The sequence below is a fragment of the Mesorhizobium sp. WSM4887 genome, from assembly GCF_029625865.1.
Lineage (GTDB): Bacteria > Pseudomonadota > Alphaproteobacteria > Rhizobiales > Rhizobiaceae > Mesorhizobium.
Genome location: NZ_JARTVP010000005.1, coordinates 322,928 through 349,238, shown reverse-complemented (window position 1 = coordinate 349,238; position 26,311 = coordinate 322,928). Strand labels below are relative to the sequence as shown.

Annotated in this window: 21 protein-coding genes and 1 pseudogene; 10 read left to right on the top strand and 12 right to left on the bottom strand. The window is 59.1% G+C overall.

Features of this window, described 5'->3' with window-relative positions; translation table 11 throughout:
• The first annotated feature begins 7 nt into the window (after positions 1-7).
• A complete protein-coding gene (locus P9230_RS20935) occupies positions 8-1,231 on the top strand; it encodes an aminotransferase class I/II-fold pyridoxal phosphate-dependent enzyme (RefSeq protein WP_278120737.1) in 1,224 nt (407 codons plus the stop codon).
• A 172-nt stretch (positions 1,232-1,403) separates the two neighbouring features.
• On the opposite strand, the gene P9230_RS20930 is transcribed toward P9230_RS20935, so the two are convergent.
• A complete protein-coding gene (locus P9230_RS20930) occupies positions 1,404-2,042 on the bottom strand; it encodes an allophanate hydrolase subunit 1 (RefSeq protein ID WP_278120736.1) in 639 nt (212 codons plus the stop codon).
• A 599-nt stretch (positions 2,043-2,641) separates the two neighbouring features.
• Between P9230_RS20930 and P9230_RS20925 the strand changes: the two genes are divergently transcribed.
• The 5 genes and pseudogenes from P9230_RS20925 to P9230_RS20905 all read left to right on the top strand — a co-directional run.
• On the top strand, positions 2,642-3,424 hold the full coding sequence (locus P9230_RS20925) for a transporter substrate-binding domain-containing protein (RefSeq protein WP_278120735.1): 783 nt from the start codon (positions 2,642-2,644) through the stop codon (positions 3,422-3,424).
• Positions 3,425-3,780: 356 nt separating this feature from the next.
• A complete protein-coding gene (locus tag P9230_RS20920; RefSeq protein ID WP_278120734.1) occupies positions 3,781-4,662 on the top strand; it encodes an agmatinase in 882 nt (293 codons plus the stop codon).
• A gap of 157 nt (positions 4,663-4,819) precedes the next feature.
• Complete coding sequence (locus tag P9230_RS20915; RefSeq protein ID WP_278120733.1) at positions 4,820-5,488, top strand: GntR family transcriptional regulator; 669 nt, start codon at positions 4,820-4,822, stop codon at positions 5,486-5,488.
• 83 nt (positions 5,489-5,571) lie between these two features.
• Positions 5,572-5,913, top strand: a complete 342-nt coding sequence (locus P9230_RS20910; RefSeq protein WP_278120811.1) for a hypothetical protein — start codon at positions 5,572-5,574, stop codon at positions 5,911-5,913.
• Positions 5,870-6,284, top strand: a pseudogene (locus P9230_RS20905) (ABC transporter ATP-binding protein); the annotation flags it as partial. The gene P9230_RS20910 and the pseudogene P9230_RS20905, both read left to right, overlap by 44 nt.
• Before the next feature lie 169 nt (positions 6,285-6,453).
• On the opposite strand, the gene P9230_RS20900 reads toward P9230_RS20905, so the two are convergent.
• The 6 genes from P9230_RS20900 to P9230_RS20875 all read right to left on the bottom strand — a co-directional run bounded on the left by P9230_RS20900 (position 6,454) and on the right by P9230_RS20875 (position 13,512).
• The gene (locus P9230_RS20900) at positions 6,454-7,146 is read right to left on the bottom strand and encodes an isochorismatase family cysteine hydrolase (protein WP_278120732.1); all 693 of its coding nucleotides are present in this window, start codon (positions 7,144-7,146) and stop codon (positions 6,454-6,456) included.
• 12 nt (positions 7,147-7,158) lie between these two features.
• Positions 7,159-9,261, bottom strand: a complete 2,103-nt coding sequence (locus P9230_RS20895) for an ABC transporter ATP-binding protein (protein ID WP_278120731.1) — start codon at positions 9,259-9,261, stop codon at positions 7,159-7,161.
• A 3-nt stretch (positions 9,262-9,264) separates the two neighbouring features.
• Positions 9,265-10,158 carry an ABC transporter permease gene (locus tag P9230_RS20890; RefSeq protein ID WP_278120730.1) on the bottom strand — a complete coding sequence of 298 codons (894 nt, stop codon included), beginning with the start codon at positions 10,156-10,158 and terminating at the stop codon, positions 9,265-9,267.
• Positions 10,151-11,092, bottom strand: coding sequence for an ABC transporter permease (locus P9230_RS20885; protein WP_278120729.1), 942 nt, complete (start codon positions 11,090-11,092; stop codon positions 10,151-10,153). Before P9230_RS20885 ends, P9230_RS20890 begins: the two co-directional genes overlap by 8 nt.
• Positions 11,093-11,155: 63 nt before the next feature.
• The gene (locus tag P9230_RS20880) at positions 11,156-12,616 is read right to left on the bottom strand and encodes an ABC transporter substrate-binding protein (RefSeq protein WP_278120728.1); all 1,461 of its coding nucleotides are present in this window, start codon (positions 12,614-12,616) and stop codon (positions 11,156-11,158) included.
• A gap of 188 nt (positions 12,617-12,804) precedes the next feature.
• Positions 12,805-13,512 (bottom strand): isochorismatase family cysteine hydrolase, encoded by a 708-nt coding sequence (locus P9230_RS20875; protein ID WP_278120727.1) that lies wholly within the window; start codon positions 13,510-13,512, stop codon positions 12,805-12,807.
• A gap of 1,573 nt (positions 13,513-15,085) precedes the next feature.
• On the opposite strand from P9230_RS20875, the gene P9230_RS20870 reads away from it, so the two are divergent.
• From P9230_RS20870 to P9230_RS20855, 4 genes are all read left to right on the top strand, one after another.
• Positions 15,086-16,642, top strand: coding sequence for an ABC transporter substrate-binding protein (locus tag P9230_RS20870; RefSeq protein WP_278120726.1), 1,557 nt, complete (start codon positions 15,086-15,088; stop codon positions 16,640-16,642).
• An 83-nt stretch (positions 16,643-16,725) separates the two neighbouring features.
• Positions 16,726-18,321 (top strand): GMC family oxidoreductase, encoded by a 1,596-nt coding sequence (locus P9230_RS20865; protein ID WP_278120725.1) that lies wholly within the window; start codon positions 16,726-16,728, stop codon positions 18,319-18,321.
• A gap of 33 nt (positions 18,322-18,354) precedes the next feature.
• Positions 18,355-19,086, top strand: a complete 732-nt coding sequence (locus P9230_RS20860) for an SDR family oxidoreductase (protein WP_278120724.1) — start codon at positions 18,355-18,357, stop codon at positions 19,084-19,086.
• A gap of 353 nt (positions 19,087-19,439) precedes the next feature.
• Positions 19,440-20,147, top strand: coding sequence for a GntR family transcriptional regulator (locus tag P9230_RS20855; RefSeq protein WP_278120723.1), 708 nt, complete (start codon positions 19,440-19,442; stop codon positions 20,145-20,147).
• A gap of 25 nt (positions 20,148-20,172) precedes the next feature.
• Here the strand turns inward: P9230_RS20855 and P9230_RS20850 are convergent, their stop codons facing one another.
• The 5 genes from P9230_RS20850 to P9230_RS20830 form a co-directional block, all read right to left on the bottom strand.
• Complete coding sequence (locus P9230_RS20850) at positions 20,173-20,469, bottom strand: hypothetical protein (protein WP_278120722.1); 297 nt, start codon at positions 20,467-20,469, stop codon at positions 20,173-20,175.
• A 244-nt stretch (positions 20,470-20,713) separates the two neighbouring features.
• Entirely contained in the window at positions 20,714-22,591 is a 1,878-nt protein-coding gene (locus P9230_RS20845) for an ABC transporter ATP-binding protein (RefSeq protein ID WP_278120721.1), read from the bottom strand.
• Positions 22,591-24,459: an ABC transporter ATP-binding protein gene (locus tag P9230_RS20840; RefSeq protein ID WP_278120720.1), complete on the bottom strand. Its 1,869-nt coding sequence runs from the start codon at positions 24,457-24,459 to the stop codon at positions 22,591-22,593. Before P9230_RS20840 ends, P9230_RS20845 begins: the two co-directional genes overlap by 1 nt.
• Positions 24,460-24,547: 88 nt before the next feature.
• Entirely contained in the window at positions 24,548-25,216 is a 669-nt protein-coding gene (locus tag P9230_RS20835) for an RraA family protein (RefSeq protein WP_278120719.1), read from the bottom strand.
• A gap of 108 nt (positions 25,217-25,324) precedes the next feature.
• A complete protein-coding gene (locus tag P9230_RS20830) occupies positions 25,325-26,311 on the bottom strand; it encodes an ABC transporter ATP-binding protein (protein ID WP_278120718.1) in 987 nt (328 codons plus the stop codon).

Here is a 26,311-nt window from a genome sequence, read left to right as displayed (position 1 = left end):
ATACCCAATGCAAACGCTCTTTCCGGAACCTGCTCGCATATCGCGGCTTCAAATGCCCGAGCGTAAGGCTCAAATCGGCATGTCGCTGCGGCAGGGCGAACGACTTCTAGAGGAGAATTCTTCCAGGCTATCAGGCCTGGTAGATCTCACCTATGCCGATACAAAGCGCTTTCCCGCGCCCGACTATGCGATCGAGGCCTTCACCAAGGCCGCGACTGCTGGAGGCTTGAGTTACACAGCCTATCGCGGAGGCAGGTCCGTTAGGGAAGTTGTTGCTGCCAATGTCAGCGCGTTTGTCGGCATCGAAGTCGATCCAGACCGCAACCTGATCCTAACGCCGGGCACACAGGCCGGACTCTATGCTGCGCTGTCGGCCGTGGTTGAGGACGGTGACAAGGTAGCCATGATGGATCCTGACTATCTAACGAACGAACGCATGTTGCGTTACCTGTCCGCGCACCCGATTCGTATACCGCTGCGGTGGGAAGAAAAACAGGATGACACGATTGACTTCGATGCGCTCGAAGCGGCCTTCAAAAGTGGCGCCCGTGTCTTCGTATTTTCCAACCCCAACAACCCGACTGGTACGGTGCACTCGCCTACGGTGATCAAGAGACTGGCCGAACTGGCCATACGATACAATGTATTCGTAATAGCTGACCAACTCTATGCGCGGCTTGTTTACGACAACCGCCCCTTTTTGCACCTCGCTTCGGTGCCGGGCATGGCCGAGCGCACGGTTACCCTGCTCGGTCCATCCAAGACCGAGTCCATGAGCGGATACCGACTCGGTCTTGCAATCGGACCAGCTGAGATTGTCGACAGGATGGAAGATCTGCAGAGTATCACGGCCCTCCGTGCGCCGGCCTATGCGCAACATACGCTCACGCATTGGCTGGTAGATGACAGGGATCTTGTTGCTCAGCGCATACAGGAATTCCAATCGCTTCGCGATTTGGTCGTCCAAAAGTTCCGGAATACCAATTTTCTTACAGTCGTTGCATCAGGCGGATCTTCTTACATATTCCCGCGCGTTGTTGGGCTGGATCAAAGCGACAAGGACATTGCTTTGGCCCTGCAGAATAAGGCGGGGGTCATAATCAATCCTGGATTTCAATCGGGTCCCGGCGGCATCGGCCACTTCAGGATCTGCTTTGCGCAGGAACAAGGCGTGCTGGAGCGCTGCCTTGATCGAATCGTGTCGGTTCTGGGCGATCTTGCGAAGCGCTGAAGCCACAGATGACGGTGGCCGTTTCCGTGCAACTCAACGAGGAGAACGTCAGGCGGTCGACTGGCGTTCGAACTCAATAAATCGCTGCCGGACTAGAAGCCCTTCGGGCATACTCAAGCGACCTCGATCCAGGACTGTAGACAGTAACTCGTGCTTCCATGGCGTCGGCGCGTCAGTCGAGAATCTTCTCGCTAGCGGCAACGATATCGCCATCCTCTACGGCCTTGAGTTGACGCCTATACTCTGACGGCTTGATCGGGTGAAATCGAATGTAATCCCCAGGACCGAACAGGAAGGGTCTCGTGTTGCGTTGCGCATCGTACGTGCGCACGGCCGTTTGGCCGATCAAATTCCAGCCGCTCGGAATTTCGATCGGCGGTGAAAGCGCTGTCTGCATGCCCCCGATGGAGATGCTGCGCGGCGGCGTTTTGATACGCGGGTCGAGACGACGACTGGTATGAAGAGTACGGTCGAGGCCCCCGAGATAGGCGAAACCAGGTGCAAATCCGATCATGAAGATTCGATAGGTCGGTGCCGAATGCCGTGCGATCACCTCTGCCGTGGTCAGCTCGTTTGTTTGGGCGACTACGGAAAGGTCGATTCCGTGGCCCCCGCCATAGCAAACCGGTATGTGCCACAGATCGCTATGACGCTTCCTGGCGTCGGCGAAAGTCGTCCCCGAAATGGTCTCGACAAGTGAGTCTCGGTGTAGGCGATCCGGATCGAATTGAATTAGCAGCGAGCGGCAGGTGGGAATGACTTTAATCACGCCGTCGAGATTGAGGTCGCGGAGCCGATCGTTGAGCGACAAAACGGCTAGGTTCGTTGGTTCATCTACGTCGTGACCGAGTTCGACGACCAGTCCCCGTCACCGGCATCGAGAAAGCGCGGCGCAAAACGGTCCGTTTGCCTCATTGCCTAGCGCCCCCTATCAGTAGGCGCGTGAGAGTGGTAGCCGCAACGTTCAAACCATCGAGCCGCATCGCCTCATCGCGATTGTGATTGCCATTCTGGGTTCGGTCGAAAATCATGGCCGATGCGATCCGTCGACAACACGGCCGCGTCATGTCCGACTCCGCTTGGTATGCCGGCATCCGTTGGGGCATGCGTGCTGCCGGATCGTGCCCTCCACTCCAAGCGAACACCGCGACTGGATTCGACTGAGCCTCTGAATTGCATCAGGCCGAAAGCACGCTGTTTAACGAGCGGGGTTCAGTGATGCGAACATCAGACAGATATTCCTCTTGCGTTCTTCTGGTATACCAGCGATACTCCAAGCTGCCTCACTTGCCTGGCGAATGCAACCCTAGGCTCCTTGTCAGCAGATGATGGGTCCCGCACGCGATCAATCCAGGGTCTTGGTGCAGGCAAAAGGATGCGATCCGTAAGAACACAACCACAGAGGGTGTCATGAAAATCAAACTGCTGGCGGTCATCGCCGCACTTGCATTTGCAAATGTCGCTGCTTCGAACGGCGAAGATCTCAAGCTGATCCAGCCAGGAAAGATCATGGTTGCCACCGAGGGGACATATCCTCCATTCTCGATGCGCGCCGCGGACGGCGGGGTCGATGGCCTCGAAATCCGCGTCATGAAGGAGATCGGCAAAAGAATTAGTCTTACTTATGAGCCGGTGATCACCAAGTGGGATTCCTTGTTGGTGGGCCTGGCGGCCAACCAGTTCGACGTCATCAGCGCAGCAATGGACATTACAGAGGAACGTCAGAAGGCGGTGCTATTTTCCGACGGCTGGCTGGAGTCTGGCGGTCGCGTGGTCACGACCAAGGACTCTGCCATCAAATCCGCCGCGGATCTCAAGGGCAAAACTGTCGCAGCACTTGTAGCGTCCAACTGGTATAAAATTGCTCAAGAAAAGGGCGCCACGGTCAAGGGATATAAAGCTGAATCAGACGCGCTGCAGGATCTGGTCAACGGGAATGTCGACGCTGTCATTACCGATGCGGTGGCCGCTGGTTATGCGATCAAGCATGCAAACCTTCCGCTGACGATGACAGACGACTTCGTCAGTCATGTTCAGAAAGGGTTCGCGTTCAACAAGGATCGCAGGGAGCTCGTGGTCAAGGTAAACAAGGCTTTAGCCGACATGATCGCAGATGGTACATATGCCAAGCTGACAACTGATCTTGTCGGATTCGACCCTCATCCGGCACAGCCAATCCGCACGCTGCAATGACCGATAAGGCGACGGCCGCCCATTGGGCGGCCTCGCATCTTTGTTGCTTAAGGACGAGGTAGGGGCAGGCGTATCGACCTAAACTGTGACACGGGGGAAGGCTTTGGCCTGCCGTTCTCAAGCCGGCGATACCCTCGCGATGCACCGGACTATACGCGATCATCGGCGGCAGCGGATCTGGAAATCGGACGCTGCCGCGCTGTGTCAATCTGATGGAGCGGCCAAAGCGCGCTAGTATCTAATCGCGAAAGGTACGTCCTGTGACGGCGACACTTTTCCTGGATTCCCTTGAACTTCCGCGATTCTGTAGACTACCAACATTCATGGGGCTAGAGCTAGGCAAGAGTCTCGAGGGCATGGATGCCGCGATCCTAGGCATTCCTTCCGATTCCGCCGCTCCGTTTCGGACAGGCAGCCGTTTCGGGCCTGGCGCGATCCGCAGCATGTCAGCCATGTTGCGCCCGAATGGTTCTTCTCGCGGCGGCGTCAAAGCCTCCGATGCCCTTCGTGTCAAAGATGTGGGCGACTGTAGTGTCGTGCCCGGAAACCTGGAAGAAACCTATAAGCAGATCGAGGCAGCGGTAGGTGCGATCGTTTCGGCGGATGTAGTTCCCATGTCACTAGGGGGCGATCATTCTGTCACCTTGCCGCAGTTGCGCGCCATAGCGCAGAAGCATGGCCCCTTGTCTTTGGTTCGCTTCGATTCGCACAGCGATATCTGGGACAGTTACTTTGCCGGCAAGCGCTACAGCGCTTGCACGCCTTTCCGGCGCGCAGTCGAGGAAGAGATTGTCGACCGTTATCATTCGATCCAGATCGGAATGCGGGGCTCGCTTTTCTCCCCGACGGATGTCAGCCGATCGGTGGAGTTGGGGCACGAGGTGCTGACTAGTGATGACGTTTTTGATCTTGGCGCCGACCGGCTCGCCGAACGCGTCCGGGCTCGAACAGCCGGTCGGCCTGTGTTTCTGAACTTCGATATGGACTTCATCGATCCGGAGTCGGCGCCTGGCGTTCAGACACCTGAGGCCGGTGGGTTTTCGGCCCGTCAAACCATTTCAATCCTGCGAAGGCTGAATGGCATCAATCTGGTTGGTTGTGACGTGGTCGAGACCAATCCCCTCTATGACGGGCCGGGCCAAATGACGGCCCTGCTTGCAGGAACAGTAATGGCCGAGTTGCTTGCATTGCTGGCCGAGGAGCGCAGTAGTCAGAAGGCCAAGGAAAAGACAGCATGAGTTTGGTGGCGTATCGCATGCGTGCACTCTATTTCTCGACACCCCGCCATATTGGCGAAGCCGCGGCTCGTGCCTCTATCGAACAGGAGTTGGTCGGAGCCTGCAAGCGAACTGCCGACGCGATCTCGCGCCTGAAACGCACGAGCCGGAGATTATGATGGCACGTGATTTGGCGAAAGCAATCCGCCAGGCGCCGGACAAGAATCTTAGCCAGCAGATTTACGATCGTCTGCTCACCATGATGATCCAGCGCGAGCTGCCTACCGGCACTGTTTTGCAGGAGCGCAAGCTGGCCGACGCATTGAACGTATCGAGGACGCCGGCGCGCGAAGCGCTCAATCGCCTCGAGACTGAGGGTTATATCTCGCGCCGACCTGGAAATTCCCTGATCGTACGCGAAATCACTGTGCGCGAGCTTGTCGAGATCCTTCACGTGCGCTCCATTTTGGAGTCAGAAGCCATCGCATTGGCAATTGGCCGCGTGCCGAGCGAGGAACTCGACTCGTTAGAGGCAGGTGTGCGCAAGGTTCTTGAGGCGGCAAAGCCTGATCCGGACGACGACTGGGAGATCGACTCCCGCTTGCATGAAACGATCGCACAAGCCGGGAGCAACCTTCTCTTGGCCAAGATGCTTCGGGAACTCAGGCTGAAGACCCGAATGTTTAACATGATCCGCGTGCCAGAGCGATTCCGCGTAGGCCATATGGAACACCTTGAGATTATTGCCGCCCTCAAATCAGGCGACAAAGACCGAGCCAAAGCGGCAGCTCGCAACCACATCGAAGGCGTGAAGGGTGCCATTATTCGCAAGCTGAGTGAGGTTTGAAATCATGACATACGCCATATCAAGCGTAAAACGCGAGGTGGCTACGCGATCTGCCCAGCGCCGTTCGAGGACCAACGGCGAGATTGACGAGGCTAAACACTGATGAAATCGATCCCGTATATTGGCAGTTCGGAACATCATCATCGGGTGCGGACCATCCCTGGCAACATGCAAATGCTGACGGACCTGCCGAGCGGCTGCCCCTTCCGGACACACTGCGCCTACTCGATTGCGGCTGCGCCGAGATCGAACCGGGATTGGAAGCCGTTGCGCCGCAGCACGAGGCGCGCTGCATCCCCGCCAGGGATCTGGAACTGATCGCAAGCCACAGCACCAACGCAATGACCGATGCAACGCCGACCGTCGCCGACGAGCCCCGACTCGGCGCTCGACGTGTCGATCCAATCGCAGGTGAACCTCCTTGAGGACCTGAATGCGCAGCTCAGTCTAACCATGCCTTCATCGCCCACGACCTTGCGATCGTGGTGATGTATCTCGGGCGGGTCATGGAGATCGCCCCGACGCAAGCTCTATTCGAGCCCCAACCATCCCCATACCAAGGCGCTGATGTCGGCGGTCCCGCGGCCGAGGCCGGAGCGACACCGCGAGCGCATCGCGCTGAAGGGCGGTATTCTGAGCCCTGTCGGATCCGCCAAGCGGCTGCGTGTTCCGCACCTGGTGCCCGATCGCCATTCCCGAATGCGCCAAGGCCATCACGCCGCTCGGGGAGTCTCGGCCGGCCATTTCAGCGCCCGTATCCGCACAGCAGGCTGAGGCCGTAACCTTTCCGGCCTAGATTTCGGTGAGCTTCGCTCTCGCCTACCTGCAGCAGGTGGTGCTCGAGGCCGCGCTTTGCTACAGGCATAGTCGGGACTCCGCGTCAATCGTCTCGCTGCGAGGCTGTCTGGATGCCCACCACCTTCTAGAAACGGCAAGGCGGCGCCGAAGCGCCGCCTTCTGCTCGGTCAGGCGACCTTAAGTTGTGCTTTGGCCGCTTCGATTTGCTCACAAAGCTGGTCTACCGTGCGCACTTTGATCAAGCCGCCGTCGGACATGCGTTGCAATGCATCATAGTGGGCGATGTGGGTCGAGGAGGCGCAGGCGTCGCTGACCAGCGTCACGTAGTACCCGCGGTCCGCCGCGTCGCGAGCGGTTAACTCGACACAGCCCTCGGTGACGATGCCGGTGACGAGTAGCCGGTCGATGCCGAGGTTGCGCAGGATCTGGTCGATGGCCGTCGAATTGAAGGTGCCGGCGCTGGTCTTGTCGATGATCACCTCGTCGCCGATCGGCGCCACCATTTCGAGGAAATCGTCGTCACGGGCATCGGACGAGATCGCCTTCTGCTCCTCGGCGAAGGAACGCTGCCCATCGCGGCAGTCGCGGGTGAGATATTTCACCCGGACGTGGATCAGCTCGATTCCGGAGGACCGGCAGGCATCCTGCAGGCGGCGCACGCGCGGCTGGATCTCGTCGACGAAATCCCAGCGTTCCTGCAGCAACTCGGGCTTGCCCTGGGCCTTGGCCAGCCGACCCATCCAGCCGTCGGGGTGAGCGCACATGTTCTGCATATCGACGATAAGAAGCGCGGTGCGCGATGCGTCGAACGGCTTCTCCTTCGGGGCAGGCACAAGCTCATAATAGGGATCGTAGGCCATTCGTCTCGCTCCTCAAGCGTGTTGAAGTTGTGGGGGTAAAGTCGATTCGGCAAGGCGGGCGATGGTCTTGTCGAGATGGTGGCAGGCGACCTGGTGCCCGCCGCCGACGTCCTTCAGCGGCGGCACAGCCAGGCGGCAGATGTCGGTCGCAAGGTGACAGCGGGTGTTGAACCGACAGCCCGGCGGGGGGCGCAGGGGCGATGGCGGCTCGCCAAGGATCGCGACCTGCGCCGATGGGTAGTCGGGGTCGGGCCGGGGCGCGGCGCGCAGCAGCCCCTGCGTATAGGGATGGCGGGGAGCCCCGAAAAGCTGCTCGGTTGGTGCAATCTCGACGATGCGGCCGAGATACATGACGCCGACCCGGTTGCTGACATATTGGACGACGCTGAGATCGTGGGCGATAAACAGCATCGTCAGCCCGAGCCGGTCCCTGAGATCGAGCAGCAGGTTCATGATCTGCGCCTGGACCGAGACATCCACCGCCGATACCGGCTCGTCGGCGACGATGAAGCTCGGCTCGACGGCGAGCGCGCGGGCAATACCGAGGCGCTGGCGCTGGCCGCCGCTGAAATGGCGCGGATGGCGCTCCATAACGTTGGCCGGCAGTCCAACTAGGCTCAGAAGTTCCAACACTCGCGCCTCGATCCCGGCGGGCGAGCAAACGCGATGGACGCTGAGCACCTCCGACAGCATGCGTCGGACCGTAAGGCGCGGATTCAGCGACGAATATGGATCCTGGAAGATCATCTGGAGGTTGCGCCGCGCCGCCATCAGCCTGGGGCCGGAGTATTTCAGGATGTCGTCGCCACGAAAGAGGACAGCGCCCTGCGATGGCTCTACAAGCCGCAACAGCGAGCGTCCCAGCGTCGTCTTGCCAGAGCCCGACTCCCCGACAATGCCGAGAATCTCGCGCGTCTTGATGTCGAATGAGACGTCATCGACGGCGGAGAGCTGCTGCGGCAGCCTGCCGGTCAGGCGCGACAGCAGGCTCTTGGGACCGGCATAGACCTTGGTGAGGTTGCGGACCTCGAGCAACGGCGTGTCCGCCCCAGGCGGGGCGGCAACCGTCACGCTCGCCGGCTGCGATTGGCAAGCGTCATCCTCGCCCGAGTCGGTCGGCCAGATATTGCCCGCTGCGGCGAGTTGCTCGTGCCTGATGCAGCTGGTGAGATGCCCGCCTGCGATTTGCCTGAGTGGAAAGCTGCCCGACATGCATTCGGGGCCGGCGAGCGGACAGCGTGGATGAAAGCGGCAGCCATCTGGCGGATTGAGCAAATCGGGTGGGGTGCCGGGAATCGGCCGCAGCCGCGAGATCTCGCCGTCCGCGTCGATCCGGGGTGTGCAGTTTATCAGTCCAAGTGTGTAGGGATGGCGCGGCGAACGGAACAATGTCCTCGTGTCGGCCAGCTCGACGATCTGCCCGGCATACATCACGGCGACGCGCTGGGAGGTGTGGGCAACCACGCTCATATCATGGGTGACGAGCACCAGGCTCAGCCCCAAATCCTGCTGCAACTGAACAAGCAGCTTCAAAATCTGGTCCTGGATGGTGACGTCGAGCGCCGTCGTCGGCTCGTCCGCCAAAATGATCTTTGGCGAACAGGCGAGCGCGCTGGCGATGACCACGCGCTGGCACATGCCGCCGCTGAATTGATGCGGATAGTCGTCGAGGCGCGTCTCCGGGGCGGGAATGCCGACCTTGCGCATCAGGTCGATCGCGCGCTCCCGCGCCACGGCGCGCGTCGGCACCATGCCATGCTTGAGCATCGCCTCAGTGATCTGGTCACCGATGCGTCGGACGGGATTCAGCGCCGCGATCGAATCCTGGACGATCATTGCGATCTCGGTGCCCCGCAGCTTGTTCAGCTCCCTTCCTGATAACTTGCGCAGGTCCGCGCCGCCGTAAAGGACCTCGCCGCCGGTCGTCTTGCCCGGATATGGCACGAGCCCGAGGATCGAGCGGCAGGTCATGCTCTTGCCCGAGCCGCTCTCGCCGACGATACCCAAGCATTCGCCGGGCTCGATGGCAAAGCTGACCCCATCGGTGACGGTCAGGACACCGCGCTGGGTCGGCATCTCAGTGACAAGGTCACGGACATCGAGGAGCACTGACACTGGCTAGTCCTTTCTCCGCAGCGTATCGGCCAGGCCGTCCGAGAATAGGCTGAGCGCAGCGCTGACGATGACAATGGCAAGCCCCGGCAGGGTGACCATCCACCATGCCGACATGATGAAGGTCCGGCCCTCGGCGATCATGGTTCCCCACTCCGGCGTCGGCGGCTGCACGCCGAGCCCGAGGAAGCTGAGCGAGGTGGTCGAGAGTATGACCAGCACAATGTCGGTGGCGGCGAAGATGAGCGCAGGCACGATGACATTGGGCAGCACGTGGCCGAAGATGATGCGCGTGTTGCTGAAGCCGAGCGCCCGTGCGGCTAGGATGTATTCGCTCTTCTTGGCGACCAGCACCTCGGCCCGCACAATGCGCGCATAGACCGTCCAGCCGGCGAGCGTCAGCGCGATGTAGAGGCTGACGAGGCCGGGGCCGAGGATGGCGATGATGCCGATGACCATGATCAGGAAGGGGAAGGCGGTGAATGTATCGACGACCCGCATGATCACCGTATCCGCGAAGCCGCCGAAATAGCCGGCAATGCCGCCCAGGACCACCCCGAGCACGCTCGGGAAGAGCACGCAAAGGATGCCGATGGTGAGGTTGAGCTTGGCCGCGTAGAGGACACGGGCAAAGATGTCCCGGCCGAAATTGTCGGTACCGAAGATATGGACAGCGTCCGGTGGCCTGAGGGCGTTGCGCAAATCCTGCTCGATCGGATCGTAAGAGGTCAGGTAGGGCGCCAGTAGGCTGGCGAGACCAATCGCCACGAGAAGGGCGATCCCGACTGCCAGGGCGGCACGACCGCGCGGGCGCAGCCGGCGCAGGCCGCTCGGCCGCACAGCCGGACCGACCGGCACCGCGATGGTCGCTCCCTGCGAGGACAGTGCGCCCTTACTCATAGCTCACCCGCGGATCGAGCAGAGCGTAGACGATATCAGTCAGCAGATTGATCACGATCACCATCGCGCCAAACACCAGCGCGATGCCCTGGATCATCGGGTAATCGCGCGCGAAGATCGAGCTGACGATGAGGGAACCGGTGCCGGGGATTGTGAACACGGTCTCGACGATCACCGAGCCGCCCATCAGCCAGCCGATGTTGACGCCGAGGATGGTCACGGTCGAGAGCAAACCGTTGCGCAGCACGTGCCGGCGCAATAGGTTCCACTCCGACAGCCCCTTGGTACGCGCGAACTCGACATGCGGAGAGTTGAGGACCTCGATCACGGCATCGCGTAGCGAGCGGATCAGCATCGGCGCCAATGAGAACGCGATGGTCAGCGCCGGCAGGAAGAGATGCCAGACGCGATCGCCGAAGTTGCGTCCATAGCCGGAGACCGGGAACAGCGGATAGGTTACCGCGAGCATGATCAGGAGATTGAGGCCGAGCCAGAAACCCGGCATCGACAGGGTCAGCGTCGACACGCCGCGCACGAGATAGTCCATGGTCTTGCCTTGGCGGACCGCCGCGATCGTCGCCAGCGGAACGCAAAGCAGGATCGACAGCATCACTGCATAGGCAATCAGCGAACTGGTCACCGGCAAACGCTCGAAAATCACCTGCGACACGCCGCGACGATAGACGAGCGACGTGCCGAGCTCTCCCTGCGCCACATTGGCGACGAATTTCCCGAACTGCCATAAGAGTGGCTGGTCGAGACCCATCTGCTCTCTGAGCGCCGCAACCTTCTCGTCGGAAGCATGGACGCCGAGCATGATGCGCGCCGGGTCGCCAGGGATGAGCCGCACGGAGAGAAAGACGGCGAGCACGATGCCGAAGAGGACCGGCAGCACCTGCAGCAGCCGGCGGCGGAGGAAAACGACGATATCCACGTGATCTCCCTGAGGTGGGCGCCTTCCGCCCGATGACGGGAGGCGTCGTTGCGCAGCGTGATCCTATTCCGACTTCCAGACTTCCCAGAAGCGATGCAGCTTGGTCGGGAAGATGGCGAAGCCGTGGATGTTGTCACGAGTTGCCCAGATGTTGGCCGGATGGAAGAGGTACATCTGCGGGACCTCTTCCATCGCGATGCGCTGGAGGTCCTTATAGAGCGCGGCGCGCTTGGCAGAGTCGAGTTCGGCCTGGGCCTGCCGGCTCAGTTCGACGATCTTGGAGTTGTGGTAGCCGGAGAAGGCCGCGTCCGAGCCGCCTTCTTCCGTCGACCAGAAGTCGAACGAGATGTTCTCGGCCGGATCGATCACGTCATTGGTGCCGAGCTTGTAGAGCATCTGGTATTTCGACGTCGACCACAACTGCCACCAGGTGCCGGATTCGACCGGAGTGATGCTGATGTCGATGCCGATCTTGGACAGCTGGTCCTTGACGATGACCGCAGTCTGCGACGCCAGCGTGTCGCCGCTCGGGATCGTCAGCTCGATGCTGAAACCCTTGGCGAAGGCCGACTCACCGATCAGCTGCTTGGCCTTCTCGAGGTCGTACTTCACCTCGAACTCGCCGGTCCAGTAGAGGATGCCGGGTCCATAGAACGGCGATTTGGCAACCTCGCCGCGACCGAATAGGATAGAGTTGACCATCGCCTGGCGGTCGAGCGCCCGCGCCATGGCCTGCCGGACCTTCAAGTCCGTGAAGGCCGGGACAGTGTGCTGGTTGAGTACCAGCGCCGCCGTTCCGTAGAGGATGTCCTGCGAAACCTTGACGCCCTCCGCCTTGCCGAGCACGTCGGCCTGGCTGTCGGGGACGGTAAGCGCGATATCGGCGTCGCCGCTCTGGATCTGCAGCATGCGCGCATTGTCATCCTGGACGACCCGCATGTCGACCTCGTCGACATAGGGCTTGCTCGGATCCCAATAGCCCGGATTGGGCTTGAGCACGATCTGCTGGCCCTTGTCCCAGGTTTCGAGGCAGAACGGTCCGCTGCCGAGCGGCTTCTCGGACAACGCCTGCACGCCGACCTTCTCGGCGTAGGTCTTGGACAGGATAGCGGTGCCCCAGAGCGTCAGGAACGCCGGGAACGAGACATTGGGGGTGTCGAGCGTAATGTTGACCGTCAGGTCATCCGGCGTCTCGATCTTCGGATTGCCGGGGTACGCCCAGCTCACGTTGGAGTCTTTTTCGAGTGCTCGCTCGAAAGAGAACTTCACGTCCGCCGACGTTATCTTGCTGCCGTCGCAGAACTTCGCATTGTCATGAAGCTTGAAGGTAAAGACCTTGGCATCCGGGCTGATCTGGTAGGACTCGGCCAGCGACGGCTGCAATTCCTTGCCGTCGGGAGAGTTCTGCAGCAGCGTCGCGAAGATTTGCTGCTGGGCCCAGAGCGAATCGTTGTCGCTGGTGAATTTCGGGTCCCAGAGGACCACGTCGGCGGGGCGGGCGACAACGAGCACGCCGCCTTTCATGGGAGTGTCCTGCGCCAGCGCGCTATGGGCAAGGCCGGCGCCGAGGACCGCTACGCCGCACAGCGCGGCGAGGCGAAGGGCGAGTCGAGAACCATGTTTCCGATGTAGAGTAGGTTTTCCCATTCCAGCGCTCTTGGGTTTGATGCTTCCGTTCTTGGCTTCTCCGCAAATTTCTGGTGTCGCGAACCTCAGCCCAGCGCGACGAGCTCGCTGACCGTGCGAGCGCGAATAACGTTGCCGTCGGTCATGCGCTGGACGGCATCGTCATGTGCCGCATGCGTGGAGGACGCGCAGGCGTCGGTGACCAGCGAGACGTAGTAGCCGCGATCGGCAGCATCGCGGGCCGTCAGCTCGACACAGCCCTCGGTGACGACGCCCGTCATCCACAGCCGGTCCTTGCCCATGTTGCGCAGGATCTGGTCGATCGCCGTTGAATTGAACGTGCTGACGCTCGTCTTGTTGATGACGATCTCATCCTTCAACGGGGCTATCCCCTCAAGGATCTCGTAGTCGAAGGGGACCAGCGGGGTTTCGTCCTGCCGGTTCAGCAGGCCGCGCTTGCCGTCGCGCGTCGTGTTGGTGCGAAAGGCGATCCTAATGTGGAGCACCTCGATTCCGGTCCTGCGACAATGGGTGAGTAGCTGCCGCAGGTTCGGCATAATGTCGCCGATGAACTCGAACCGCTCCCGCAGTTGATCTGGCTTGCCCTGATCCTTGCCTAGGCGGCCCATCCAGCCGTCGGGGTGAGCGCACATGTTCTGCATATCGACGATAAGAAGCGCGGTGCGCTTGGCGTCGAAGGCGGGCTCCCGGGGCTCGTGCACCAGATCCCAATAGGGGTCGTGAACCATCATGCATCCTTCGGGGGGTGGCCGGACGGGCGCGCGCCGCTCCATGCATCCTGCTCGTCAACTTATTTTATTGTCGACCAGCTAGTTGTCGACAATTAGATTGTGATATGTGGACTAGCGGCTGTCAATAGCTGCGGGTGCACGTGCGGTCGGACACGTCGGCGCGCGAGCGATCGGCGGCATCCGCCACTCCGTCGAAAATGCGCATGGGCCATCGCAGGGCGAGGACTGCCCCGATACAGTTCCAGTATCCTACAACCAGATCGATGGCCGAACGCCTGGCCTATTCGTCGGCAGCGGCTGCGCGTACTTCACCTGCCCAAGGGCGAAGCTGATTTGATCCACGCGACGCCCTCCAGCCCAGTGAACGTGCGCTTCAGGAAGCCTCAGAGGCTTCCAGCTCCTTCACCATGATGCTGAAGGTTGGCCGATATGAGCGCTGATGGCACCTATGCCAAGCTGACGACCAATCTTGTCGGATTCGATCCCCTCCGTCACAGCCTATCCGCACGCTCCAATGACCGACAAGGCGGCCTCGCCTCTGAGGCTCTAAAGGACAAGGTAAGAAGACATGTAATCTACGTTGTCCGTGTAAACTGCGACATGGGAGTCGTCGCCTCAAACCTGCGGAGCGGCCAACGTCGGTGAGCGCTAGGGGGCAAGCGCACCCGGGCGACGGTGGAGTACCTGTTTCGACAGTGCGACGAGCAGCGGAGATACCGCATTTCGTGGGGGCCGAGAACCCTGGTTGCTAACGATAGTCGAGAATGGCAGCACGGCCCAGCAATCGGTGAAGTCCTTCCCCGGATAGCTGTTATTGGGTCGTCGGTTTCCCTCATTAATTGTCGTATTTAAATGAGAAAATACAATACTCGGCGTTGATCGACCGGGGCCGCTGGATCCGCCATTGCTGACCAGCCGAGAATATGAGCTGCGAGTATAGCTGAGAACCTCGCTGCCATTCCTCTCCAGCATGTTCGTTCGCCGATGATTGACATCGCTTCAGAGTCCCGAGCCCGGAGTATACTATCGCGATCCGACACATTACGCGGCCGAGCCAAATGGTCGGCTTAGAGAAACTCTTTCGGCAAAGTGCATCACACCCAGGCTTCCTCTGCCGTTTACGGTGGGCGCTTCCGAGACCGATCGCCGCAATTTTCAGCAAACGACGCCTTGACAAAGGCAGTCCGTTCTTCGCAATATCTTATTGTCGACAATCGGACATATTGGGCAATGAAGGCGGACCGATGTGACGTGCCTGACAATGCCGGGCGGCTTGAAGCTGGTAGGCTGACAGCCGGTGGTCCGAACATTTTGGACCCGACCAAGACCATGCGGTCGAAGTCGTCGCTTAGAGGGTCTGCGGAACTGTCGGCCCCCATATTGGGACTAGCCGACCTCGTTCAATTAGGGGCCTGCCAACGGCAAAACTTATGGCGATCTCGTTCGATGGCTGAGGCAATGGACCGACGGCCTTGAGGGACGATTCATCTGGCATCTATTCGACGCCGCAGTTGCGACGACTTCGCAGGTCGCCGGCTCGAGTTCCGTTTTGGCCGCCGGACCGACGGTCAAGTCGTCTTTCAAATCTCGGTTCTATAGCAAGGAGGAAGTGCCCATGAAGAGTATGAGTCGCCTTCTTACCGTTATCGCTGGGGCCTTTGCCGCAACGACGTTTGCCGCCCACACAGCACCGCCCGACGACACGTTGGTGATCGCTCTTTCCGCAGACGCCGCTACGCTGGATCCCGCGCAACTTGACTCGCGAGACAACATCAACATTGCCCAACATATTTTCCAGACGCTCTATGCTCAGAACGGAGAGGGAAAATTCGTACCCCAGGCGGCCGACTCGTATTCGGTGTCCGATGACGGGCTTGAGTATACGTTCAAACTCAAGCCCAACATGAAGTGCGAAGATGGTGAACCGCTCGACGGTGAGGCAGCTGCCTATAGCTTCATGCGACCCGCTGATCCGGCTGGCAAATTCACTGGAGACACGACCGGCTATGTGTTTCCCGCCATCGGCTTCAAAAAAGCCGAGGCCATTAATGCAACTGAGTTCAAGGTGACAATCGCGCACCGCACTCCGACTGCATTCGCGCTAATCAATGAAGTGTTTCTGCATTGCAAGGCCGGCTACGAAAAAATGTCGCCAGAGGAGGCAGTGGAGCACCCAATCGCCTCGGGTCCATACAAACTCATCAGTTGGGACCACGGCTCGCAAATTGTGCTACAGAAGTGGAAAGAGCCTGCCACGTTTAAAACCATCATCTGGCGTATCATTCCTGAGGCATCGACGCGTTCGGCTGAGCTCATTGCGGGGAACGTCGACATTATCACCAATGTGGCGCCCGATCAGATCGATGCGATCAACAATTCCGGCAGCTCGGAAGTCAAAGCTGTTCAAGGGACGCGGCGCATCTACGTTGGCTTCAACACCAGCAAGGACTTCGCGTCCACGCCTGGCGGGGCTGCCATCCAGAAGAAGGACGTGCGGCAAGCGTTACAATACGCAGTCGACGTTCCTACGATCTGTAAGCAGCTGCTAAGCTTTGCATGCACCCGCGCCACTGGTCCGGTTAACCCTCCAGAGGAAAATCACTCTTTACAGCCTTATCCATATGATCCGATAAAGGCCGAAAAGATGCTCGACGACGCTGGCTACCCCCGTGGCGCTGATGGCGTTCGTTTTAACATTGTCATGCAGGGTCCGAGGGGGCGCTATCTCAACGACGTGAATGTCGAGATGGCGATCGGTCAATATCTTAACGACATCGGAGTTAAGACCGACGTACAGCCGATGGAGTGGGCGTCAGTATACAGCCCACTTGTGGGCAAGAAGGCAGCTGGTCCGCTCTTCTTCATCGGTAGCGGTGGCAGCCTGGGAAATGCTCCGCTTGACCTCTCAATCTTCTCAACTCCGGACGCCTCGACCAACAACACAAACTGGACCAATCCGGACTTCTTCGCAGGTTGGGACAAGGTGAATAACGCCAAGGCAGACGCAGAACGTCGCTCGGCGATCGACGCCATGCTTCAGACTTTCTACGAGGATCCGCCGTGGCTTCTGCTCTATTTCCAACCTGACTTTTACGGCGTCTCTAAGCGCGTCGACTTCACGCCTCCAGGCAACGAACGCGTCTATCTCTTCGACACTAAGCTGACAAAGTAGCCTAAGTCGTGCGCGACGATCGCCGTCGCGCAAGACCGCGCGAAATTTGCATTAAGGCTGGTGATTGGATCTGAGGAGCATCCATGTCCGATGTCGAGGCCGATGTCGTGATAATCGGATCCGGCCCCACCGGCGGAGCGGCGGCCTGGCGCCTCGCCAGTGCCGGGCTTGACGTCGTATGCCTGGAGCGCGGCGGTTGGTTCCCCTACGAAAAGATCGACCGGGAAGGTCCTGATTGGGAACGCCGCCGGGAACAAGAATTTAATTCCAATCCGAACATCCGGCGCGGGGCAGCAGACTATCCAATCGACGATAATGAGACGCCGATCAAACCGATGATCGGCAATAACGTCGGCGGCGGCTCAATCTATTGGTCGGCTCATGTGCCGCGCTTTAAGCCTGAGGATTTTCGAGTGCAGACCCTCGACGGGGTGGGTGATGACTGGCCTATAAATTACGAAGACCTCGTGCCGCACTACACTTTGGCCGAGGCCCGTTGGGGCGTCGCGGCCATGAACGGTGACCCATCAGCTGCACCGCTTGCCGACGGTTGCATGACCCTTCCCACAATTGCGGCGCATGGCAGGCGACTCGCCGAAGCGCTCGACAGGCGCGGCTGGCATTGGTGGCCGGTCAATTTGGTTGTTGGCAAAGACGGCGACGATCATGGGACGCAGCATTGCACTCATGTCGGTCCATGTGACGTGGGGTGTCCTAGCCGTATTCGCTCGGGGGCGGACCGCGCTTTTGTGGGGGAGGCGATCGCTGCAGGCGCGCGGCTAATGGCCAATACAGCGGTATTGCGGCTCGAGCACGATTCAAGCGGGCAGGTGGTTGCCGCCGTTTGTAGTGGCGAATGCGGAGTTTTCCGCGTGCGCGGCAGCCGCTTCATTTTAGCGGCCAACGGGATAGGCACTCCGAGGCTGCTACTCCTCTCGGCGTCCGCGATGTTTCCCAACGGTCTTGCCAATAGTTCGGGGATGGTGGGACGCAATCTGATGTTGCATCCATATGCACGGGTTGATGGACTGTTTGCTGACTGCCTAGGAGCCTGGGTGAGTGGCGAAAAGGCCGGCATTGTCTCATTTGAATTCTACGCAACCCGGGCTGGGCATGACTTTATCCGGGGCTTCAAGCTTCAGCTCACGGGCGGTCCAGGACCGTTAGGAACCGCATTGGGGACAGCCACCGGCCAGCGTATCGGCTGGGGCGAGCGGCATCATGCGGAGTTTGAAGCGCATTTCGATCATATCTGCGGGTTTACGGTGTGCGCCGAGGATCTAGCTCATCCCGACAACAGGATTGTGTTGTCGCAGATGGAGATCGACGCAGATGGTCTGCCGATCGCAAGGATGATCTACCGCTTGTCTGATAACTCCCGGCGGATTCTCGATTTTGGAATGGACCGAGCCGACGAGCTGCTGCGCGATGCAGGAGCGATTGCAACCTATCGAACGCCCCTCACCACGCAGGCCGGCTTTCATCTGATGGGCACCGCACGTATGGGTAACGACCCAGAGACGTCGGTTGTCGATGCCTTTGGCCGTTGTCATGATGTGCCGAACCTGTTCGTGGCCGACGCGAGTGCGTTCGTTACTAGCGCGGCAGTCAATCCGACTTTGACTGCCCAGGCGTTAGCGCTGCGCTCGGCTGAACACATCATATCCACACTCGCATAATGGTTGGCTCTCACCGCCGAAGGAAAGACTAGCATGAACGGCAAACTTGACGGGAAGATCACGATTGTCACAGGCGCGGCGCGCGGTCTTGGGCGAGCGGTAGCGAGGATGTTTGCGCTCGAGGGTGCCGTCGTTTATGCGCTGGATGTTCTAACCGAGGAGCTTGAGACGCTGACAGCCGAGCCTGGTGATATCCGCCCCAGAACACTAGATCTCACGTCGGCCGCAGATATCTCCCAAGTCTTCTCCCTGGTTGAGGGTGAAACAGGGAAAATCGACGTTCTGGTAAACAATGCTGGAATAATTTTTTACAAGCCGGTCGAGGCCGTTGAGGTTTCCGATTGGGATGAGTTGCTTGCAATCAACTTGCGTGGCCCGTTCTTGTGCATAAGGGCAGCAGCCCCGGGCATGAAGCGCCGTCATTCGGGTTCGATCATCAATGTATCTAGCAATGCCGGGATTATCGGCGGCCTTGATGAATCCACGTACTGTGCTTCGAAATTTGGTATCGAGGGATTGTCTCGTGCACTGAGCAAGGAGTTCACTCCTTACAACGTAGCGGTGAACACGATCACCCCAGGCCATCCCATGCGAACGCCTCAAAGCGAAGCAACCTACACGCCCGAGCTGCGCAAAATTTGGAAAGATCCGCTTGAGCTTGCTCCAGCCTTCGTCCATTTGGCATTGCAGGATGCTGCAGGTATCAATGATCAGCGAATTAGGGCGTGGGATTTGGTACAGGAGCTTAGCAAGACTCAGCCGTGAGGGCTCTGGCTTCGATACATTCCAGTAGTGTGCACCGTCGCAAAGAGATGCATACGAATGCCCTGCTGCTTTAGGAAAAGACCAACGGGTTGCAGCCGCTGAGCGAAAAGCCGTGCGCTCTGATAGCAGCTTCGCTCGCGAACTTGCACGGCTATTAAAGGCCAGCGCACCTTCCTATATCGGCGACGTGACAGAGGTGTTAGGCTTCGTTACGAACTGTTTTGATAGAAACAGCGGTGAGATGCACATGCGCTCAAGCGCACGGACGGGCATTGTGAAGCTTAGCCTATCGGTGCGCTTCTGGGTTGGTCGTTTGTGGCCAATTTGTATGATGGCAGCTGGATAGCGGGGGCATGATGGGGCGTGTGGATCTTGTTGGGCTTCCACGTCCAAATCGTGTTTCATTGTCGGAAAGCGTGGCCGATAGCATTGCGGGGGCCATCGCAATGCGCGTTCTGGCGCCCGGCGAGCGGATCGTAGAAGCGCGGCTGGTCGATAGACTGGGGGTCAGCCGCAGCCCTATTCGAGAATCGCTGAAAACGTTGGAAGCGCAGGGCATCCTGACCGGCGGTAGACGTCGCGGCTATCGAGTCGCTGCGTTTGACGTAGGCGTAACCCGACAGATAATGGAGGCGCGCCTATCGCTTGAGTCCCTTCTCCTGCGAGACGCAATCGACAACTGGCGGCGTGGAGCGGGCAGTGTCAATGAATTGCAGGGGCCTATCGACAGCATGAGATCGTCTGCAGGCATGAAGGATGTACAATCGTCGCTAATTGCAGATCTCGATTTCCATCGAGCGATCAGATTTGGCGCACGTAATGCGATCGTCGGGACCCTGTGGGATGCCATTGCTCGGCACGTGCTGATCGTCTTCAACTTCGACCGCTATCGCGATGAGAATTTGGAAGAGATCCCGCGCCAGCACGAGCAATTCCGCGACTGGATTGTTGATCAGATAGCAAAGCCGCGCACCCGCTTTGAAGAGATAGAGCGAGCGCTCGAAGACCATATGCTGCTGATCGAGCGCAAGAAGCGCACTAAAATCGCACTGGGCGCCTGAAATCCCCTGGTCGTCACGAGCTAGGTCAAAGGCGTCGCCTTCCGGCGTCGGTTTCCGCGACCTTTCTTATGAGGCTTCGCTCGAAATGCGGTGAAACTTCACGCGGGCCAGATTCGGCCACATATCTTACCTTTTGTGCTACCTGCGGGCTGCCGTAGTAGACTGCCAGCAGACTGGCGTAGATATGATCAAAGTCGGTCGGGTCGCTGCTCTCGAACGAGCGGACCCGGTCTTTGCGGGCCTCCTCGGGCATCATTGCTAACTCATCAACCAGCGCTGCGACCGCAGGCCGCGACACCGCGTCTTGCAGCGCGCTCTCCAAAGGCCACCCGATGGCCTCGGATGCAGACGGCCAACCGTCTGCGGTTCCGGGGATAAGTATATCGAAAAGTATAGGCTGGGAGTTGTTAGGCATGTGTGAATCCAGAACGTGTTGCTGCTTCCAAGTTGTGCCGGTTGATGCCGCATCGCAGACCCTGTCCGGCCGGCGAACTAACCCTTATTCAAGGTGATTGGCGATCTCGAATGCATTTTGCGGTCGCACGGAGTCATGCGGTCGCATAGGTCTATGAGCGAGAAGCGCTATCAAGCCCGGCATCAGAAATGTCGTCGAACGAAGCATAGCTCATGTTGTAGAGACGGGCGTAGAGTCCCTTTTTCTCCATTAGCTGAGTGTGGGTGCCGCTTTCAACTATCTCACCATTTTGCAGGACAATAATGCGATCGGCGCCACGAATAGTTGCCAGCCGGTGAGCGATAACGAGCCCAGTTCGGCCTTCTAGAAGTGTCACCAGCGCCTTTTGAATCAACATCTCAGTATAGGAATCGATGCTGGCAGTCGCCTCGTCGAGGACGAGGATCTTGGCGTCTGCCACCAGCGCGCGTGCAAAGCTGATCAACTGGCGTTGACCGAGGGATAGATTACCGCCGCGTTGTTCCAATTCTGTGTCATAGCCGTCGGTCAGATTTTCTATGAAGTCATGTGCGCCGACGGCCCGCGCGGCGCGCACCACTTCGTCGCGCGTGGCGTGCGTTTTATGATAGCGGATATTTTCCAGCACTGTCCCGGAGAACAGGAAGGGCTCCTGCAGAACCATCGCGACCTGTTCACCGAGGGAATGCTGGGTCAGATCGCGGACATCGTGACCGCCGACCAGAACTTGACCGGACCAGACGTCATAGAAGCGGTGCACTAATGCCATTGAACTTGATTTGCCCGATCCGGTCGGTCCCACCAGTGCTACTGTCTCGCCGGGAGCGACGCGGAACGAAACGTTCTTGAGCACTGGAAGCTTCTCCCGGTAGCCAAAGGTAACGTTCCTGAATTCGACCGAGCCGTCCGTATCACTTGAAAGCGCTGTCGCGCTGTCCTTGTCGCTAACTTCTATCGGCACGTCGAGCACTTCAAATATGCGCTGGCCGGAGGCCATGGCACGCTGCATGACGCTGTACTGCATGGTGAGCGAGCGGATCGGGTCGAAGAAGCGTTGGATATAGAATAGGAAAGCCACGACGACACCCACATCGAGGCTATGCGACAGCACCATCGAGCCGCCGACAACGATCACTGTGGCCATTGCGACGCCGGTTAGCGTATCGACGATTGGCACCATTACCTGCGCGTATTTTGCCGAGCGCAAGTGTGCCTTAAGGTTCGCCAGCACCTTCTCGTCATAGAGTTCAAAGTTGACACGTTGGCGCTCAAGGCTCTGCACGGTGCGCACACCGTGGATGCCTTCGGCCAAAGCGCCATTGGCGATGGAATTCGTTTCGTGCGCCGCCATGAAGGCAAATTTGGCACGAGGCAGCCAAAACAGGCGGACGACAAACAGCATTGGCATGGTCGAAAGTGTCAGGAAACCGAGCCAAAGATCGAGCCACAGGAGCAAGCTGACGATCCCGAATAGCAAGACGATGTCGCCCACCGACATCACCGACGTCTCTAGAAACTCCTGCATGGAGTTGACGTCGCCTTGCAAGCGCGACATCAGCCTGCCGACTTCAGTTTTGTCCATGAAGCTTAGGGAAACGTATTGCAGGTGGGCGAACATGGCGCGCCGCAGATCAGACAGCACTTTCTCAGCCATCTTGCCGACGACACTTTCCTGCACATAGCTGGCTGCGTAGTTGACAGTGATGATTAATGCGTAGATGGCAATTGCCCAGGCCAGCACCCGGTGGTCGAGCCTGCCCGGTGTCATGCCGTGGTCGATGGCGTATCGGATGACCAGCGGGATTGCCAACTGCGTGAGCGTGAAGACAAGGACCGCGGTCACCGAGACAAATATCTGCGCCTCGTACGGGCGTACGAAACGCCAGATACGCCGCACGATCCGTGGGTCGTAGGCTTTGCCGAATACCTCTTCCTCATCGCGGTGAGAGCCAACGACTGCCTTGACTGGGCGTCCGCTTTTGTCGTCTGTTTCGTCGTCTTCCGTCGACATCAGACGGTTCCCTCAAGGCTGTCATCGTCCGGCCGCAATTGCAGGTCGTGGAGGGCGCGGTAGCGTCCGCTGAGCTCCAGCAGTTCCTCATGTGTGCCGCGCTCGACGATCCGTCCATCTTCCATGAACAGGATCTGGTCCGCATGCATCAGTGAACTAAGCCGGTGCGAGATAATGAGAGTGACGCGATCATTGGCAAACCGCTTCATCGCCGCGCGGATGCGCTGTTCGGTGCCAGCATCGACGGCTGCAGTGGAATCGTCGAAAACCAGGACCGATGGGCGCAGCATCAGGCTGCGCGCTATTGTCAGGCGCTGTCGCTGGCCGCCGGACAGTGAAGCGCCGCGTTCGCCGACGACGGTGGCGTATCCCGCCGGCAGGCCAATAATGTAATTGTGCAGTTGTGCATATTCTGCCGCCCTCTCGATGCGTGTCTCGCGGGCCCAGGGGTTGCCATAGGCGATGTTATTTTCGATCGAGGTGGTGAACAGGAAAGCGTCCTGCTGAACGACGCCGACCGCCTTGCGCAGGGACTGCAATGTGACGCTGCGGATATCTTGGCCATCAATGGTAATGGCGCCACTAACGACGTCGTAGAAGCGCGGAATAAGGTGTGCGATGGTTGACTTGCCGCTACCCGGCGGACCGACGATACCGACGGTCTCGCCAAGTTTGGCCTCAAAAGTTATTCCGGACAATGCCGGGCGCCCGCTTGAGCCCTCATAGTAAAAGCCGACATCCTCGAAGCGTAGCACACCGTCGGTCACAACTAGATCCGTGGCGCCCGGCGCGTCCGTGATGTCGAGTTCGGTGTCGAGCAACTCGAACAAACGCGTGCCGCAGGTCAAAGCGCGCGCGAAACCGTTGATCATCATGCCGAGTTGGCGCACCGGCATCTGCAGCATTGTCATGAACGTCAGAAATTGCGCTAGGGTGCCGATGCTGGTCTGACCTGAGGTGACTTTCAGGCCGCCGAACCACAGCACCAGGCCCATTGCCGCCAGAAACGAGAAGTTCATGGCACTGGTGTTGCTGACGCGGATGTCGACCCGCTCGGCTGCAAGGTCCAGGGCATCTTGCTTGGCGAGGTCGAACTTTGCCATTTCATGGTCCTGCGCGCCGAATGCTCGCACGACGCGTGTGCCGCCCAGATTTTCGTCCATGACTCGGCTTAATACCGTCAGGCGCTCTTGCAGCGTCAACCATGTCCTGCGAAGTGCGAGCTGCGTTACGGAGGATCGCCAGGCAACGAAAGGCACAAAGCTAAGACTTAGGAGTCCCAGCATCAGATCGGTGCTAATCAGTAGGTAGGCGCCGGCACCGATCAACGTGCCGAGCAGGGCAACGCGCAAGAGGGCGGTTGTAAAGAACATGCGCACGCCGTCAACGTCGAGCAGGCCAAGCGTGATCAGATCGCCGGTATGGATCCTGTCGTGAAAGGCGAAGCTCAAGCGCTGGATCTTCTCGTAGAAGGCGAGCCGCAGCTCGTAGCCAGTCTGATGGCCGACGGCCTCGCCAAAGTAGTTTTGCGCCATGGTGAAGATCCCCCAAAGGACGCTGACGGCAAGCAGCGTCAGCGCGGTATTCCAGAGCGTTTGTTCGGCGGCGGCCCCAGTTCCGGCGATCACAACACCCTGCGCCTGGTCGATGGCACGTCCCAACAGCCGGGGGATGAACAGCTGCAAGGTCGCGACAATAAAAGTCGACAGGATGCTGACCGCAACCTGCCACGGATGGCGCAGCGTCAGCCGCAGGATGCGCAGCAGGGTGCCAAGACCCTTTCCCCAGGAGGCTGCCGCCACATGGGCAAACGATTTGCTTCGTTCAGGCGTGCTACCGCCTACGTCAGTGCTTGAGGAGGTAGCCATCACGTGTCCTGGATACAATCCGAATGATGCGGCCTTCTGGGACGAAGTCAGCGCCATGAGGGACACGCTGCGTTAGACCGGACCGTCTTCAGACATGGCCATATTTGGCTAGAGCCTCGGCTAATGTCAGGCCGCTTGCCAGATCTGTCCTGATTTGCGCTTCCTTGCGCGTTAGGCCCTCGGACCGCTCCAGCACATTGACTATGTGTTCTGCGGGGATGGCGATGACGCCATCTTCATCGCCGAGGATGAAGTCACCGGGATTGATGCGAACCAGCGGAGAAGTGGCACCCCTTATGAAGACCGGAACCTGGAATGCATTCACTTTCCATCGCGCGATTGACTGGATCGGCGAGCGGTAGCGGGCAAAGACTGGAAATCCATGGTGCTCCAGCCAGCGCACATCGCGGATACCGCCATCGACCAGCGCGCCAACGCTGCCTCGCTCCTTCATACCAAGAGCAATGAGCTCGCCGAAGTAACATGTCCCGTCGCCATCGCCTGACCAGACACTTATTTCATCCTCGCCAATGCCATGGCACGCCTTCATCTTGTCAGGATCTCCGGCAAGCGAGTAGGGGGTGTTCTGGCCGCGGATGGTGTAGGCGAAACCTGCAATCCGCTGCCCCGAGAAAGGGCGTAGCGAGGGATGCAGGCCCTGATCCATCAGGCCCAATCCGTCCAGGACATCGGCAACATTAGATGCATCAACTTTTGCGAGGCGCTGACGAATCTCGCTGCGGTTCAGGTCAGTCATAGCGTGCTCCATGTGGTATTGAGTTCGCTGCTAGCAATGGCTGCGAGTGTTCTTGGTGAGGTCAATCCGGCAGGCGTGCCCCGGATAACACGTTCGGCTGAACCGAAATTACGTGGTACGGATGCAGGCGCTGTAGTGTCCCTCACCCAACATTTTGAGTGGGGGGACCACCTTGGCGCAGTCCGCGACGGCAATCGGACAGCGGGTGCGAAAGACGCAACCGCTTGGAGGATTGATCGGGCTTGGAATGTCGCCTTTGAGGATGATGCGATCTTTTCTGGCCGTCACATCGGGATTGGGGACAGCCGACATCAACGCCTTGGTATAGGGGTGATTGGGCATGCTATAGAGGGTGCGCGTCGGTGCGACCTCCATGATGCGGCCCAGGTACATCACGATCACGCGATCGCTGATATGTTCCACCACAGCCAGGTCGTGAGCGATGAACAATAAGGTCAGATTGAACCGTTCTTTAAGATCGTCGAGTAGATTAATGACCTGTGCCTGGATCGACACGTCGAGCGCGGAAACGGGTTCGTCAGCCACGATGAATTCAGGTTCAACTGCAAGCGCTCGTGCGATACCAATACGCTGACGCTGGCCGCCGGAAAACTCGTGCGGGAAACGGTCGAGATAGTCGCCAGACAGACCGACTTGTCCCAGTAAGGCCAGCACCCGGTCTTCTCGATCATTGCGATCGCCGATGCCATGCAGAGCCAGCGCGTGTCCAAGCACTGTGCGGATCTTTTCGCGAGGATTAAGGCTGGCGAACGGATCCTGGAAAATAATCTGCATGCGCTTGCGGTAGCGTCTGAGCTCACTTTTGCCGAGGCCAACAATGTCGTAGCCGTCGAAGTTGATCGCGCCGCTCGTTGCTTCCTCAAGTCGCAATATCGTGCGGCCGATCGTGGTCTTGCCCGACCCGGACTCACCGACCAGGCCGACCACCTCGCCACGGCCGACAGTGAATGACACGTCGCTGACGGCATGAACCGTGTTGACGACGCGATTGAGTACGCCGCCGCGGACTGGAAAATACTTCTTCAAGTTGCGGACGTCGAGGATAGGGCCGGCCAAGCCTGAACTGGTCATCAT

Excerpts from the sequence above, each read along its gene's own strand:
- P9230_RS20925 (WP_278120735.1), top strand. The coding sequence starts at position 2,642 with ATGAAAATCAAACTGCTGGCGGTCATCGCCGCACTTGCATTTGCAAAT.
- P9230_RS20935 (WP_278120737.1), top strand. The coding sequence starts at position 8 with ATGCAAACGCTCTTTCCGGAACCTGCTCGCATATCGCGGCTTCAAATG.
- P9230_RS20840 (WP_278120720.1), bottom strand. The coding sequence starts at position 24,459 with ATGGCTACCTCCTCAAGCACTGACGTAGGCGGTAGCACGCCTGAACGA.
- P9230_RS20855 (WP_278120723.1), top strand. The coding sequence starts at position 19,440 with ATGATGGGGCGTGTGGATCTTGTTGGGCTTCCACGTCCAAATCGTGTT.
- P9230_RS20890 (WP_278120730.1), bottom strand. The coding sequence starts at position 10,158 with ATGAGTAAGGGCGCACTGTCCTCGCAGGGAGCGACCATCGCGGTGCCG.
- P9230_RS20870 (WP_278120726.1), top strand. The coding sequence starts at position 15,086 with ATGAAGAGTATGAGTCGCCTTCTTACCGTTATCGCTGGGGCCTTTGCC.
- P9230_RS20865 (WP_278120725.1), top strand. The coding sequence starts at position 16,726 with ATGTCCGATGTCGAGGCCGATGTCGTGATAATCGGATCCGGCCCCACC.
- P9230_RS20835 (WP_278120719.1), bottom strand. The coding sequence starts at position 25,216 with ATGACTGACCTGAACCGCAGCGAGATTCGTCAGCGCCTCGCAAAAGTT.
- P9230_RS20830 (WP_278120718.1), bottom strand. The coding sequence starts at position 26,311 with ATGATGACCAGTTCAGGCTTGGCCGGCCCTATCCTCGACGTCCGCAAC.
- P9230_RS20900 (WP_278120732.1), bottom strand. The coding sequence starts at position 7,146 with ATGGCCTACGATCCCTATTATGAGCTTGTGCCTGCCCCGAAGGAGAAG.
- P9230_RS20915 (WP_278120733.1), top strand. The coding sequence starts at position 4,820 with ATGGCACGTGATTTGGCGAAAGCAATCCGCCAGGCGCCGGACAAGAAT.
- P9230_RS20880 (WP_278120728.1), bottom strand. The coding sequence starts at position 12,616 with ATGAAAGGCGGCGTGCTCGTTGTCGCCCGCCCCGCCGACGTGGTCCTC.
- P9230_RS20860 (WP_278120724.1), top strand. The coding sequence starts at position 18,355 with ATGAACGGCAAACTTGACGGGAAGATCACGATTGTCACAGGCGCGGCG.
- P9230_RS20920 (WP_278120734.1), top strand. The coding sequence starts at position 3,781 with ATGGATGCCGCGATCCTAGGCATTCCTTCCGATTCCGCCGCTCCGTTT.
- P9230_RS20845 (WP_278120721.1), bottom strand. The coding sequence starts at position 22,591 with ATGTCGACGGAAGACGACGAAACAGACGACAAAAGCGGACGCCCAGTC.
- P9230_RS20875 (WP_278120727.1), bottom strand. The coding sequence starts at position 13,512 with ATGGAGCGGCGCGCGCCCGTCCGGCCACCCCCCGAAGGATGCATGATG.